The organism is Streptomyces sp. NPDC056231 (genome assembly GCF_048270745.1).
Classification (GTDB): domain Bacteria; phylum Actinomycetota; class Actinomycetes; order Streptomycetales; family Streptomycetaceae; genus Streptomyces.
Genome location: NZ_JBLVKW010000006.1, coordinates 185,917 through 199,681, shown reverse-complemented (window position 1 = coordinate 199,681; position 13,765 = coordinate 185,917). Strand labels below are relative to the sequence as shown.

The window sequence follows — 13,765 nt, the reverse complement described above, 5'->3', positions numbered from 1 at the left end:
GTCAGGAATCGGGGCGCTGTTCCGCTCAACTCACGCAGGAGCGAGCGAACCGACAGGAGGAACACATGAAGCACCGCATCGTCGTCCTCGGCGCCGGCTATGCCGGGTCCTACGTGGCCGGGAACCTGGCCCGCCGGCTGTCCCCGGCGGACACCGAGATCACCGTGGTCAACGCCGAGCCGGACTTCGTCCAGCGGCTGCGGCTGCACCACCTCGCGGCCGGCCGGGAGATCGCGGCTCCACAGCTCGCCGAGGTCTTCGCGGGGACCGGGATCCGGGTGCGCCTGGCCCGTGTCACCGCTGTCGACCCCGAGCGCCAGGTCGTCGCCGTGGCCGACGCCGACGGCGGCGGCGAGCTCGGCTACGACACGCTTCTCTACGCGCTCGGCAGCCACGGCGACGTCGAGGGCGTCCACGGCGCGGCCGAGCACGCCTTCGACGTCGCCGGCCGGCCCTCGGCGCTGCGCCTGCGCGAGCGCCTGGACAGCCTGGGCACGCGGGGCGAAGGCCGGCGGGTGCTGGTCGTGGGCGACGGGCTGACCGGCATCGAGACCGCCACGAGATCGCCGAATCCCGGCCCGGCCTGTCGGTGACGCTGGTCGCCCGCGGAGAGCTGGGCGCCCGGCTCTCCGCCGGAGCCCGCAGCCACCTGCGCCAGGCCTGCGACCGGCTGGGCATCACCGTCCTGGAGCACACCGAGGTCGAAGCCGTCGAAGCGGCGCGGGTGCTGTGCGCCGACGGCACCGTCCTGGCATCCGACGCGACCGTGTGGACGGCCGGATTCACGGTCAACACCATCGCCGCCGCCAGTGGGCTGGAGGTCACCGAGGGCGGTCGGAGGGGACACCCGCAAGGTCCAGCGCGCGGAACGCCAGCCACAACTCGTAACGCGCACTGGGTGTGTGGAGCAGTGAGCGTTGAAGTGCCGCTTCGAGCCGGGTGAGACGCTTGCGGGCACCCGGCACCGAGATTCCCAACGCCGCTGCGGTCGGAGCCAGTTGAGCCTCGCACTCCAGCCAGGACCGGACCGTCGCCTCGGCCGCCCCGCCGTTCCGCCGGAGCGGCTGCAGTTGCTGGGCCGCCCACTCCCGAACGTCGGGGCGGCGCAGGATCTCGTCCAGGGAACGGGCCTCCTCCGCGGGCTCGGCCGGACGGGGTGCGCGGGCGGGCGTGGCGCGGATCCGCAGCGCCAGGTCGAGTGCGGCCTGGTCGGCGAGCCGGTTGAGGTCGCGCCCGAGCAGCTCGCCGATCAACCGCAGCCGTGCGGACAGGGTGTTGCGGTGGATCTTCAGATGCTTGGTCGCCTGGAACGAGAACGCGAGCCAGGAACCCAGTGTCGCCGCCAGTTCCTGACTGCCGGGGTCCTGGCTGCGCCGGGGCAGGTAGGTGAGCAGCGGCGTCAGCAGGGCGTCGGCCCACTGTGCGCCCTCGGCACCGACGAGCAGCGCCGGTTCCGGAGCCGAGCCGAACCGGGCGTGGCGGACCGGCAGTCCGCGGGCGACCGCCAGCGCGTGGAACGCCTGCCGGTATCCGGTCGCCGTGCCACTGAGCGGGACCTCCTCGCTCACGCCGACCACACAGTCGTCCACCACGTCGGCGACTTCGCGGCCGAGTCGCGGCTCGGTCCCGCCCGGACCGGCGGGCACGACGAGGATCAAGTGGCGTGCGTACACCGGACACCGCACGATCCAGGACCGTCCGCCGGAGAGATCCGTGCAGACCTTCGCCACCTCGTCCCGCCGCCCGCCCGGGCACTCCACCACGCACACCTGGACGGGGTCCGGCAGCCTGGGCTTCAGGGCGCCCGCGACCTGGTGGGCGATGGAGAGCTGGCCGGTCATCAGCAGATGCAGCACCGCTTCCCGGCCGCGGGACTCCGCGAGGTCGACGCGGCGGCGTTTGCGTTCGACCGATTCGGCGGCCCAGCACATGGCCAGGGGCATCACCGCGTCGGCGAGGAGCGTGGCCAGCCCGTCCGCCAGCGGACGGCGCGTGACGACGGCGAGGACCGGGACACGGACGTCACGGGCATCGGGCGGGCCGTCGAGAGGGAGCAGCAGAGCGGTGTCCGGGCCGCGGTCGAGAGTGAAGGAGCGTGCGCCGCGGGCCGTCAGTTCCCTTGCCCCTTCGGAGGCGAGCGCGACGGCCGCGGCGCTCGTGTGGTCCGGGGTCCGCGCCACGGCGTGCAGGACGGTTCCGTCGTCGTGGAGCAGTCCGGCCCAGCCGTCGGTGCGTTCCGACAGCCAGCGCAGCAGTTCCTGCACGCCACCGACGCGGGCCAGGCGGTGCATCCGCAGTACGTCGTCGGCCCGTTCCTGCGCTCGCACCGGCCCTCCGCTCCGCACCCGTACCCGTCCGCCCCTGCTTCTGTCCCCAGCCGCGGAGAAAACCGGAGTGCAGAGTACCGGTCCGGCTGTGCGGACTGTTACCCCCACGGTGCCCACACCGTGCGAATTGAATCTTACTGTCGGGTACTCACCGACCTACAGTCCGAACGTGTGCCGCGGACGGCATGGATTTCGGGGGATGTCGGGTGCCGTCCGTGGCACAGACGCGTCGGGGGACGGCGGGGTGAACGACGGCAGCGGTCCACGGGGGTGGTCGCTGTCGTCGGCCGCGCGTCGTCGGACCTCGATTGATTGTCAGTGGTGCCCTCTAGCGTCGGACGCCGTCCGGTCCGACGGAGAGAGGCACCGCCATGGAGTTCCGTATTGATCGCAGCACACTGGCCGATGCCGTGGCCTGGGCGGCCCGGGTGCTGCCCACCCGGTCGCCCGTACCCGTGCTCGGCGGGCTGCTGCTGGAGGCCTGCGGCGAGGTGTTGCGGATCTCCGGTCTGGATTACGAGGCCTCCGCCTGCATCGAGGTGGAGGCAGAGACCGTACGGGCCGGGAAGGTCCTGGTCATGGGGCGACGGCTGCTCGATGTGTGCCGGGTGCTGCCCGAGAGTCCGGTGGTGTGCGCGGTGGAGGGTTCACGGTTCTCGGTGACCGGCGGCGGCGCCCGGTTCGGACTGTCCGTACTGCCGATCGACGACTATCCGGCGCTGCCGCCGCTTCCCGAGGTACTCGGAGCGGTGGACTCCGAGGAGTTCGCCGCGGCCGTAGCCCATGTGACCGTGGCCGCGGGCCGGGACGACACGCTGCCGACCCTCACCGGAATCCGGCTGGGGCTCGACGGCGACACGATGACGTTGGCCGCCACGGACCGGTACCGCTTCGCGGTGCGCACGCTCGGATGGAAACCGGAGACGGCGGACGTCACGGCCGATGTGGTGGTGTCGGCGCGGCGGCTGACCGAGATCGCCCGCTCCTTCGGCCGCTCCGGCATGGTCCGCTTCGCACTGGACGCCGGATCGGCCGGCTTCGAACTCGCCGGGAAGCGGACCACGGTCCGCCTCCTGGACGGCCGGCTCCCCCGCCACGACAAGCTGTTCACGATGGCGGACCCGACGACCGCGGTCACGAACCGGGCGCTCCTGGTCGAGGCCGTCAAGCGCGTCGCGGTGGTCGCGGACGGCGACAGCCCGCTCCATCTGGCCTTCTCCGACGGCTCGGTGCTGCTCCAGGCGGGGTACGAGGACGATGTCGCTTCCCAGCGACTGCCCGCCGCCCTGGAGGGCGCCGACGAGTTGACGGTCGCGTTCAACCCCTCGTATCTGATGGACGCCCTGACCTCGTTCGACGCGCCGGTCGTCCAGTTCCGCATGATGGGTCCCGGCCAGCGCGCCATGATCACCGGCGGGACGGCCGAGGACGAAACCGAGGGCGGCCCCACGCACCGGCATCTTCTGATGTCCGTGAAGCCGCTTATCTGACGGCCTGTCAGATCCGCCGTACGGCCCACCGCGGCAAACAGCTCGATCGGGAACTCCGGGTCGGCCTGACCCACGGTCGGCGGCGGCCGCCGGTCGCTCCCGGCACCCGCCAGACCCGCATGCTGCGGTCTTCTGCCGTGCGCGACGCCGAACGGACTGCGGACCTGCGGGGAGAAGTGAACGCGCGGAGGGGGCCGGGGCGCAAAAGCCGCCCGGCCCCCTCCGCGTTGTCCCGTCCTACAGGAAGGAGTTGATCTCGATGGTCTCGGTACGGCCGGGGCCGACACCGATCGCGGAGATCGGGGCGCCGGACATCTCCTCCAGCGCCTTCACGTACGCCTGCGCGTTCTTCGGCAGGTCACCGAAGGTCTTGGCCTTCGTGATGTCCTCGGACCAGCCCGGCAGCATCTCGTAGACCGGCTTCGCGTGGTGGAAGTCGGTCTGGCTGTACGGGAGCTCCTCGACGCGCTTGCCGTCGATCTCGTACGCGACACACACCGGGATCTGCTCCCAGCCGGTCAGCACATCCAGCTTGGTGAGGAAGAAGTCGGTGAGACCGTTGACCCGGGTCGCATACCGTGCGATCACCGCGTCGAACCAGCCGCAGCGGCGGTCGCGGCCGGTGGTGACACCGCGCTCGCCACCGATCCGGCGCAGCGCCTCGCCGTCCTCGTCGAGCAGCTCCGTCGGGAACGGGCCGGCGCCGACGCGCGTGGTGTATGCCTTGAGGATGCCGATGACCCGGCTGATCTTCGTCGGACCCACACCGGAACCGGTGCAGGCGCCGCCCGAGGTCGGGTTCGACGAGGTGACGAAGGGGTACGTGCCGTGGTCGACGTCGAGCAGCGTGCCCTGACCGCCCTCGAAGAGGACGACCTTGCCCGCGTCGATTGCGTCGTTGAGGACCAGCGTCGTGTCCGCGACGTACGGCTTGATCTGCTCCGCGTACTGGAGCATCTCCTCGACGATCTTGCCGGACTCGATCGCACGGCGGTTGAAGACCTTGGCGAGGAGCTGGTTCTTCTGCTCCAGGGCCGCCTCGACCTTCTGCTCCAGGATCGACTCGTCGTACAGGTCCTGGACGCGGATGCCCACACGGTTGATCTTGTCGGCGTACGTCGGGCCGATACCGCGGCCGGTCGTGCCGATCTTCCGCTTCCCGAGGAACCGTTCCGTCACCTTGTCGACGGTGACGTTGTACGGAGTGATCAAATGAGCGTTGCCGCTGATCAGCAGCTTGGACGTGTCCACGCCGCGCTCGTTGAGCCCACTCAGCTCGGAGAGCAGGACCGCCGGGTCGACGACGACACCGTTACCGATGACCGGGGTACACCCCGGCGAAAGGATTCCGGAGGGGAGGAGATGAAGTGCGTACTTCTGGTCGCCGACGACCACCGTGTGGCCGGCATTGTTGCCGCCTTGGTAACGCACCACATAGTCCACGGATCCACCGAGCAGGTCGGTGGCCTTTCCCTTGCCCTCGTCACCCCACTGAGCACCGAGCAGCACAAGTGCGGGCACAGGCGTACACCCCTTCCGGGCGGGGCATGTCCAAGGTCAGGGGGCGTACGTCAGCGCCGTACATGCCGTACGACGATGTACGACGAAGCCTGAACCGTCGAACCGGTTGCCCCGGAATAGACGAAGCCCCTGGCGCAATAGCGCAAGGGGCTCTTGCACCAAGATGCTACCCGAGGAAGGACCGAGGTGTCGGCTGCCCAGCCCCCCGGCAACGGTACGCACCAACTGCTGGTGGTCATCGACCCGGTCGCCCGCCGGACCGACGGCGAGTCCGTCCGGATCGCGAAGGACGTGCTGAGCGCCGGTTCGCACGCCAAGATCTGCCTCCCGGACAGTCCGGAGGAGTTCGCGCGTGCCCTGTCCCGCCGGGGCACCAGGCGGCCGGTGGTCGTCGGCGACGACCGGTCGCTGCTGCGCGCCGTGACCCTCCTGCACCGGGAGCGGGAGCTGGCCGGTGCAGCGCTCTCGCTGGTCCCGGTGGGCGCCGCGGCCGCGCTGGAACTCGCGCATTCGCTCGGCGTGCCCCTGGGCGCGGTGGCCGCGGCGCGCGCGGCACTGGACGGGGTGGTGCGCCGGCTCGACCTGCTGGTCGACGACAGCGACGGTGTCGTCCTGGGCGCCCTGCGCATCCCCGCCCTGCCCGCGGTACCGGGGACGGCGGCGGCGCACACGGGCGTCACGGCGGTCTGGGACACCTGCCGCTCCCTCGTGCGAACCCTGGTCCGCCCCGCCCCGTCGCCGGCCACGCCCGTCCCGCCCCGCACCCATCGGCTGCGGGTCGAGGTGGACGGGGCGCTGCTGAACGATCTGGACCGGCCGGTCGAATCGGTGACGGTCAGCCCGCAGGGCGGTGAGGGGGGCCTGGCGGACGTGGTGGTCCGCACGACGGCCGGCGAACCGGTGACCGCGGAGGCGAAGGCGGTCACGGTCTCCGGCGCGGACTTCCGCTACCGGGCGGACATACAGGTCGGCGGCCCGGTCCGGACGAGGACGTGGACGGTGCGGGCGGATGCGTGGGGGCTGATGCTGCCAGTGGCGGCGGAGAGCGGATGATCCCCGCGCCGGGGGCGCGCACGTGAGCGTTCAGGGAACCTGTCGCACCTGCCGCGACCGGCCCCCGGCACGCCGAGCGCGGGCGCGGAAAGAGGCGCACCCTGGTAGCAGGTCCTGGAGGTGTTCGCCATGTTGAAAACCGCTGTCGGATGGCACATCGATCTGGAATTCGAGGAAGACAACCACCGCACCCGCGCGGCCGCCCTCGTACGGCTTCCCGACGGGAACGAGGTACGTGCGCACGGATACGCCAGCCGCCACCCCTCAGACACCCAGCAGCCGAGGGTCGGCGAGGAGATCGCGGGTGCCAGAGCACTGAATGAACTCGCCATGAACCTGCTGACCAAGGCGCACGACGAGATCGACGAGGCGTCCGGCCGGACGTCGCACCCGCTGACCTGAGCCCGTTCCGAGCCGAGGCCCAGGACCCGGCGTCCCGGGCCTCTTGTCTCAGACCGACCGGCAATCGGGGGGCGGCGTCAGCTCTTCCGTTCCGGGAGGTCGAACTTCTTGCGGTGGTCGCGCCAGCGGTCCATCACCGCGACCAGTTCCGACTGCAGGAACTCGAAGAACTCCGCAGTCTCCGCGAGCCGCACACCGGCAGGCGTGTCCGGGCCGAGGGTCCGTGCGCCCTCCTTGAGAGTGTGCTCCCAGCGGGTCAGGACCCGGTCGCGGCTGGCGAAGGTGGCGTACCAGATCTCGTTGTGCAGGCGGTAGCGGTCCCTGCGCGAACCCGGGTCGCGTTCGCGGCTGACCATGCTGACCTGCGTGAGGTAGTTGATCGCCCCGGAGACCGCGGCCGGGCTGATCCGAAGCTGCTCGCTGAGCTCCGCCGAGGTCATGGAGCCGTCGTCGTCCGCGAGCAGCGCCGCGAAGACGCGGGACGCCATCCGCTGCATGCCCGCCTCGGTCATTTCGGCCGCGAAGCGCTCCACGAAGCGCGACACGGCCTCCTCGTCGCGCGCGTGCTCGGGCTCCGGCTCGCGCTCACGCCCGTCCGCGCCGGTTTCGCTGCTCATCGCCCCATCGTCTCCCCTGAATTTCCTGCGGGTTCCCCGGCCCCGGGCCGCACCCCGACTTTATACGCTTCCTTAACTTCACAAGTTTGTGAATATAGCGTACGTTCAGAAACATGACGAAGGCGATCACCGTGGCCGGACTGCACAAGTCGTTCGGGCGGACACACGCGCTGGACGGCCTCGACCTCGCGGTCGAGACCGGTGAGGTTCACGGCTTCCTCGGGCCCAACGGTTCCGGGAAGTCCACCACCATCCGGGTCCTGCTGGGCCTGCTGCGGGCCGACTCCGGCGCTGCCCGGCTGCTCGGCCGGGACCCCTGGAACGACGCGGTCGAGCTGCACCGGCGGGTGGCATACGTCCCCGGTGACGTCACCTTGTGGCGCAACCTCTCCGGCGGCGAGGTGATCGACCTGTACGGCCGGCTGCGCGGAGGCCTCGACCCGGCCCGCCGGGCCGACCTCATCGAGCGGTACGAACTCGACCCCACGAAGAAGGGGCGTACGTACTCCAAGGGCAACCGGCAGAAGGTCGCCCTCGTCGCCGCGTTCGCCTCCGACGTGGATCTGCTGATCCTCGACGAGCCGACCAGCGGACTCGACCCGCTCATGGAGGAGGTCTTCCAGAGCTGCGTCGCCGAGGAGCGCGAGCGCGGACGGACGATCCTGCTCTCCAGCCACATCCTCAGCGAGGTCGAGGCGCTCTGCGACCGGGTGAGCATCATCCGGCAGGGACGCACGGTGGAGAGCGGTTCCCTGGCGGACATGCGGCACCTGACCCGTACGAGCATCACCGCCGAACTGGCCGACGCGCCCAACGGGCTCGCGCACCTGCCCGGCGTGCACAACATCGAGATCCAGGGCATGCGGGTCACGCTCCAGGTCGACACGGACAAGCTCGACGCCGTCCTCAGGTCGCTCACCGCGTCCGGCGTACGGTCGCTGACCAGCACCCCGCCCACGCTGGAGGAACTCTTCCTGCGGCACTACGCCGCGGACACCGACGAACGCGCGGGGGTGACGGCGCGATGACTGCCGTAACCGCGCCCGCGGCCCGTGCCGGACGCCCTGCCAGGGGCGGGCAGCTCACCGGCACCGGAACCCTGCTCAGGCTCGCACTGCGACGCGACCGGATCATGATGCCGATCTGGGTGATCGTGCTCGGCGGGTCCTTCTCCTCCGTCGGGAAGTCCTTCTCCTCGCTGTACGACACCGCGGCCCAGCGCGCCGAACTCGCCGCATCGATGAACGGCAACAGTTCGCTGCGCGCGGTGTACGGCCCCGTCTTCGACGACTCCGTCGGCGGGCTCGTCGCCTGGCGCCTGACCGGCTTCGGCGCCGCGATGGCAGCCGTGATGAGCCTGATCATCGTCATCCGGCACACCCGCGAGGAGGAGGAGACCGGCCGCCAGGAAATGCTCTCCTCCGCCATGGTGGGGCGCCGCGCCCCGCTGACCTCCGCCCTCCTCGCCGCGTTCGTCTCCGACGCCGCGCTCGCCCTGATGATCGCCGCCGGGATGGCCGGGGCCGGAGCAGGCGGCGCCGGGGCGGTTGCGCTTGCGCTGACGGTCGCCGGAATCGGGGCGCTGTTCGCCTGCACCGCGGCGATCACCGCCCAGCTCACGGAGAGCGCACGGCTCGCGAAGGGGCTGACGGCGGCGGTGATCGGCGCCGCGTTCGTCCTGAAGGCGGCGGGCGACTCGTCGACGGACGACGCCTCGTCCGTACTGAACTGGCTCTCGCCGATCGGCTGGGCGGAGAACGTCCGGGCCTACGCCGGCGAACGGTGGTGGGTGCTGCTGGTGATCGGCGCGGCGGTGCTGATCCAGGGCGGGATCGCATACATCCTGGCCGGGCGGCGCGATATCGGCATGAGCTTCCTGCCGACCCGTCCCGGACCCGCGGCAGGGCGCATTTCCACGGCGTTCGGGCTGGCGCTGCGGCTGCAGCGCGGCGCTCTGACCGGGTGGACGCTGTCGTTCGCCGCGGTCGGCGCAGTCTTCGGCGGGCTCACCGGCGGGGCGGCGGACCTCGTCGGCACCAACGAGAAGACGAAGGAAATCTTCGAGCGGATGGGCGGACAGGCTGGTCTGACCGACGCTTTCCTCGCCGCGATGGTCGGGATGCTGGGGATGGTGGCCGCGCTGTACATCGTCGCGTCGGTGCTGCGGCTGCACGGCGAGGAAACCGCGGGGCGCGCCGAACCCGTGCTGGCGGGCGGGGTGAGCCGGATCGGCTGGGCGGCCGGACACCTGGTCATCGCCTTCGGCGGCGCGGCACTGATCATGGCGGTCGGCGGGCTCGGCCTGGCCGCCGGCTACGGCCACGAACTCCCGGCCGTACTGGGCGCGTCGCTGGCGCAGCTGCCCGCCGTCTGGCTGCTCGGAGGACTCGCCGTCCTGCTGTACGGCGCGCTCCCGAAGGCAGCGGTGGCCTCGTGGGGAGTCGTCGGGATCTGCCTGGCGCTGGGGTGGATCGGGCCGGCGGTGAACATGCCGCAGCCGGTGATGAACCTGTCACCGTTCAGCCACCTGCCGAAGCTGCCGGGCACGGAGATGCAGTGGCCGCCGGCACTGTGGCTCACGACGGGCGCGGTGGCCCTGGTGGCGGCAGGACTGGGAGCGCTCCGGAGGCGGGACGTGCAGGGGTGACACGGGTGACCGTTCCTGTCCTCGATCGCCGGACGGACCTGGTGTTCAAGCCCGTCCGGCTGCCCCCGGGAGAGATCGAGGACTCCGCCGGCCCGCAGCCGCCCTGCGGGCCGGGGCGCTGAGAGGAACGCTTCCGGTCACAGCTCCACGCGCAGCTCCTTCAGGCCCCTGATCACGTAGCCCGGGTTCCACTCCGGCTCGGCCGCCAGCCGCATCCGGGGCGCCCGGCGCAGCAACTCACCGAAGGAAGCCGCGAGTTCGACCCGGGCGAGCGGCGCGCCCAGACAGAAGTGGATGCCGGCACCGAAGGTGATGTGCGGGTTCTCCTGCCGGGACAGGTCCAGCGTGTCCGGGTCCGCGAAGCGCGCCGGGTCGCGGTTGGCGGAGCCGAAGAGCAGGGCCACCTCGGAGCCGCGCGGGATGACCGTGCCGTCGATCTCGATGTCGTCGAGGACCCAGCGCTCGAACATCTGCAACGGAGTGTCGTACCGCATCAACTCCTCCACGGCCGTGGGCAGCAGCCCGTGGTCGGCGCGGAGGGCCGCCAGCTGCTCGGGGTGACGCAGCAGCGTCCACCAGCCGTTCACGGTGGTGTTGACCGTCGCCTCGTGGCCCGCGTTCAGCAGCAGCACACACGTGGAGATCATCTCCTGCTCGCTGAGCCGCTCCCCTTCGTCGTGCGCGGCGATGAGCGCGGAGATCAGATCCGTACCGGGGTTCCTGCGGCGCTCCGCGATCAGCTCCCGCAGGTACGCGGAGAAGTCCACCGAGGCGCGGACGGCGGCGCTCGCGGTCTCCTCGGACGGGTTCAGTTCGAACATTCCGCAGATCGCCGCCGACCAGGGCCGCAACAGCCCCCGGTCGGACTCGGGGATGCCGAGCATCTCGGCGATGACGGCGACGGGCAGCGGTTCGGCGACCGCGGCGAGCAGGTCGCCGCCGCCCGCCTCCACGAAGCTGTCGACCAGCTCGGCCGCGAGCCGCCGCACCGTCGGGACGAGCTGCTCGACCGTGCGCGGGGTGAACGCCTTCGAGACCAGGCGCCGGATCCGGGTGTGGTCGGGGGCCTCCAGGTCGAGAATCCCCTGCCCGTTGAGGGTGGTGAAGGGATCGTGCGCGGCAGGCGGCGGCGTACGGCCGAACTCCTCGTGCGTGAAGCGGTGCAGATACGTCCGGCCCAGGCGCCGGTCCCGCAGCAGCGCGGACACATCGGCGTAGTGCGGAACGAGCCACTGGTTCGTGGGCTCGAACCGGTGCACCCGGCCGCCGGCCCGCAGCGCGGCGTACGCGGGATACGGGTCGGCGACGAACGCCGGTGACCAGGGGTCGAACGAAGCGGTGGCGGCGGGCTGCGGAGAGTGGTGCATGAACCGACGCTATCCGGACCGGTCGGTTCAGTCACGGGCGGCCCTCAGAGCCTGTCAGGTGACCTTCGATCGGCCTTGGACGGGGTCTCCCCTGCTCGAACGAAGCTGAGAGCTTGGGGAAGGAGCTACCAGGCCATATCGGCAACGCCGGAAGCGTGCGTGCCAGGGCGTGGCCGCCCGATCAGAGGTCACCCGACAGGCTCTCAGGGAGAGCAGGAAGGTCAGGAGGGGGTGACCAGGCGGGCCTCGTACGCGAACACCGCGGCCTGCGTGCGGTCCCGCAGCCCGAGCTTTACCAGGATCCGGCTCACATGCGTCTTGATGGTGGACTCGGCGACCACCAGATGCGAGGCGATCTCCGCGTTCGACAGCCCCTGCGCGATGAGGACGAGCACCTCCGTCTCGCGCTCCGTCAGATCGCCGATCTGAGCCGCCGCGGGTGACCGCTGAGCTCCGGCGAGCCGCGAGAACTCGGTGATCAGCCGCTTGGTGACGGTCGGCGCCAGAAGCGCTTCCCCGGCCGCCACCACTCTTACACCGTCGGCGAGTTGGCGCGCGGAGGCGTCCTTCAGCAGGAAGCCGGACGCCCCGGCCCGCAGCGCCTGGTACACGTACTCGTCGAGGTCGAACGTGGTCAGCACCAGCACCTTGGCGGCCGCGTCGTTGGCGACGATCTCGCGGGTCGCCTCGATGCCGTTGAGCTCCGGCATCCGGATGTCCATCAGGACCACGTCGGGCCGGAGCGCTGCGGCCTGGGCGATGGCCTGCCGGCCGTCGACCGCCTCGCCGACGACCTCGATGCCCGGCATGGCGCCCAGGAGCACCGAGAAGCCCTCGCGGACCATCATCTGGTCGTCGACGATCAGGACACGTATGTCGTTCATGAGGTCTCGCTCCGAGTCGGTTCCTGGGCCAGGGGTACGGGGATGAACGCGGAGATCTCGTAACCGCCGTCCGCGGCCGGCTCGGCGGTCATCTCGCCGTTCAGCATCGCGACCCGTTCCCGCATCCCCGTGATCCCGTGCCCGGCGCCCTGCGACGGTTTCACCGGACCGGTCGGCGGACCGTTGACGACCCGCAGCCCGAGCCCGCCCAGCACATAGCCGATCTCGACCTTGGCAGTGGCGCCCGGGGCATGCCGCAACGTGTTGCTGAGGGCTTCCTGGATGATCCGGTACGCCGACAGCTCGACGCCCTGCGGCAGTTCACGTACCGCGCCGGTGATCGTCTTCCCGGCCATCAGGCCGGCGTCGGCCACGTTGGCGAGCAGTCCGTCGAGTTCGGCGAGGGTGGGCTGGGGTGCGTCCGGCGCCTGGTAGTCCTCGGCCCGTACGACACCGAGAACCCGGCGCAGTTCGGTGAGGGCGGCGACGGCGTTCTCCCGGATGGTGAGGAAGGCCTGCTCCAGCTCGGGGGGCGGGTTCTCCACCCGGTACGGGGCCGCCTCGGCCTGGATCGCGACGACCGACATGTGGTGGGCGACCACGTCGTGCAGCTCACGGGCGATGGTGGTGCGCTCCTCCAGCAGCGTGCGCCGGTCGCGTTCCACGGCGGTGACGGTGCGCTGCACGGTCACCTCGCGCTCCGCGTCCCGGCGGGTCTGCACGACGGTCACCACGAGCAGCGCGAACGCGGAGGCCACGGCCATGGGCCCGGTGACCGCGTAGGGGTGCCAGCCGATGTTCGCCATGACGAAGCCGAGCAACACGGTCAGGACCCACATCCAGGCCGCGGTACGGGGCCGGGTCCGGGCGGCGACCACGACGAGCACCACCAGATGAGCGAGGAACATGCTCGGCGCCCACGGCCAGCCCTCGCTGCTGAAAATGGCCGACACCGGAGTGAGCGCCATCGACATCCAGAACGCGCCGACCGGCCTCACCAGGGTCAGCACGACGGCTGCCGCCGGAAGCAGCCCGGTCGTGATGATCTCGATCCCGGACCAGCCCCCGGCGCCGTCCGCCCTGCCGAAGCCCATGAGGAACGTGATCAGCGCGGCCAGCCCGACCAGCGCGTGCGGCGTCCACCCGGCCCGCACGCGCATCCTCTCGGACAGCAGCCGGGTCAGCGCCCGGCCGGTCCGCATCGGCGGCAGCGAACGGTAGGCGAACGCATCATGGAAGAGGTCCTGCCGCAGGCCGGCTATCACCCCTGCGGCCAGTCGGAACTCGGGACTTCTGTTCTTGGTGGTCTCGGTCACGCCCTCACGGTAGGCGGCCCGGTGCGCGACGTCGTCAGCAGTGATGCGGATCCTGCGGCATCCCTCGCAAGGACTACTCGGACCCGCCCGGGTAGACCGGTCACGGCCGAGGCCGCCGCCAACGGACGGCCCCGGGACCGC

At 71.0% G+C, this 13,765-nt stretch carries 11 protein-coding genes and 1 pseudogene; 6 read left to right on the top strand and 6 right to left on the bottom strand.

Annotated features, from left to right (window positions below; all coding sequences use genetic code 11):
* Positions 1-65: 65 nt before the first annotated feature.
* Positions 66-838: pseudogene (locus tag ACNPQM_RS08380) on the top strand (NAD(P)/FAD-dependent oxidoreductase); the annotation flags it as partial.
* Here the strand turns inward: ACNPQM_RS08380 and ACNPQM_RS08375 are convergent.
* Positions 822-2,291 (bottom strand): helix-turn-helix domain-containing protein, encoded by a 1,470-nt coding sequence (locus tag ACNPQM_RS08375; protein ID WP_418083495.1) that lies wholly within the window; start codon positions 2,289-2,291, stop codon positions 822-824. The pseudogene ACNPQM_RS08380 and the gene ACNPQM_RS08375 overlap by 17 nt on opposite strands.
* A gap of 407 nt (positions 2,292-2,698) precedes the next feature.
* Here ACNPQM_RS08375 and dnaN point away from each other — a divergent pair, with 407 nt between their 5' ends.
* Positions 2,699-3,817, top strand: a complete 1,119-nt coding sequence (dnaN, locus tag ACNPQM_RS08370; RefSeq protein WP_418083485.1) for a DNA polymerase III subunit beta — start codon at positions 2,699-2,701, stop codon at positions 3,815-3,817.
* Between the two features lie 237 nt (positions 3,818-4,054).
* On the opposite strand, the gene ACNPQM_RS08365 is transcribed toward dnaN, so the two are convergent.
* Entirely contained in the window at positions 4,055-5,338 is a 1,284-nt protein-coding gene (locus ACNPQM_RS08365; protein ID WP_358857051.1) for an adenylosuccinate synthase, read from the bottom strand.
* Between the two features lie 186 nt (positions 5,339-5,524).
* Here ACNPQM_RS08365 and ACNPQM_RS08360 point away from each other — a divergent pair, with 186 nt between their 5' ends.
* Positions 5,525-6,391, top strand: coding sequence for a diacylglycerol kinase (locus ACNPQM_RS08360; RefSeq protein WP_418083484.1), 867 nt, complete (start codon positions 5,525-5,527; stop codon positions 6,389-6,391).
* Positions 6,392-6,520: 129 nt separating this feature from the next.
* On the top strand, positions 6,521-6,793 hold the full coding sequence (locus tag ACNPQM_RS08355) for a DUF1876 domain-containing protein (protein WP_358857049.1): 273 nt from the start codon (positions 6,521-6,523) through the stop codon (positions 6,791-6,793).
* A gap of 77 nt (positions 6,794-6,870) precedes the next feature.
* On the opposite strand, the gene ACNPQM_RS08350 is transcribed toward ACNPQM_RS08355, so the two are convergent.
* Positions 6,871-7,410 carry a GbsR/MarR family transcriptional regulator gene (locus tag ACNPQM_RS08350; protein WP_358857048.1) on the bottom strand — a complete coding sequence of 180 codons (540 nt, stop codon included), beginning with the start codon at positions 7,408-7,410 and terminating at the stop codon, positions 6,871-6,873.
* 113 nt (positions 7,411-7,523) lie between these two features.
* On the opposite strand from ACNPQM_RS08350, the gene ACNPQM_RS08345 reads away from it, so the two are divergent.
* Together ACNPQM_RS08345 and ACNPQM_RS08340 are read left to right on the top strand one after the other, a co-directional pair.
* Positions 7,524-8,438: an ATP-binding cassette domain-containing protein gene (locus ACNPQM_RS08345; protein ID WP_418083483.1), complete on the top strand. Its 915-nt coding sequence runs from the start codon at positions 7,524-7,526 to the stop codon at positions 8,436-8,438.
* Entirely contained in the window at positions 8,435-10,057 is a 1,623-nt protein-coding gene (locus ACNPQM_RS08340) for an ABC transporter permease (RefSeq protein ID WP_418083482.1), read from the top strand. The genes ACNPQM_RS08345 and ACNPQM_RS08340 overlap by 4 nt, the downstream gene beginning before the upstream one ends.
* 137 nt (positions 10,058-10,194) lie before the next feature.
* On the opposite strand, the gene ACNPQM_RS08335 is transcribed toward ACNPQM_RS08340, so the two are convergent.
* From ACNPQM_RS08335 to ACNPQM_RS08325, 3 genes are all read right to left on the bottom strand, one after another.
* Complete coding sequence (locus tag ACNPQM_RS08335; protein ID WP_418083481.1) at positions 10,195-11,424, bottom strand: cytochrome P450; 1,230 nt, start codon at positions 11,422-11,424, stop codon at positions 10,195-10,197.
* Positions 11,425-11,645: 221 nt separating this feature from the next.
* Positions 11,646-12,308 carry a response regulator gene (locus tag ACNPQM_RS08330; RefSeq protein ID WP_418083480.1) on the bottom strand — a complete coding sequence of 221 codons (663 nt, stop codon included), beginning with the start codon at positions 12,306-12,308 and terminating at the stop codon, positions 11,646-11,648.
* Positions 12,305-13,624 (bottom strand): sensor histidine kinase, encoded by a 1,320-nt coding sequence (locus tag ACNPQM_RS08325; RefSeq protein ID WP_418083479.1) that lies wholly within the window; start codon positions 13,622-13,624, stop codon positions 12,305-12,307. The genes ACNPQM_RS08330 and ACNPQM_RS08325 overlap by 4 nt, the downstream gene beginning before the upstream one ends.
* Between the last annotated feature and the right edge of the window lie 141 nt (positions 13,625-13,765).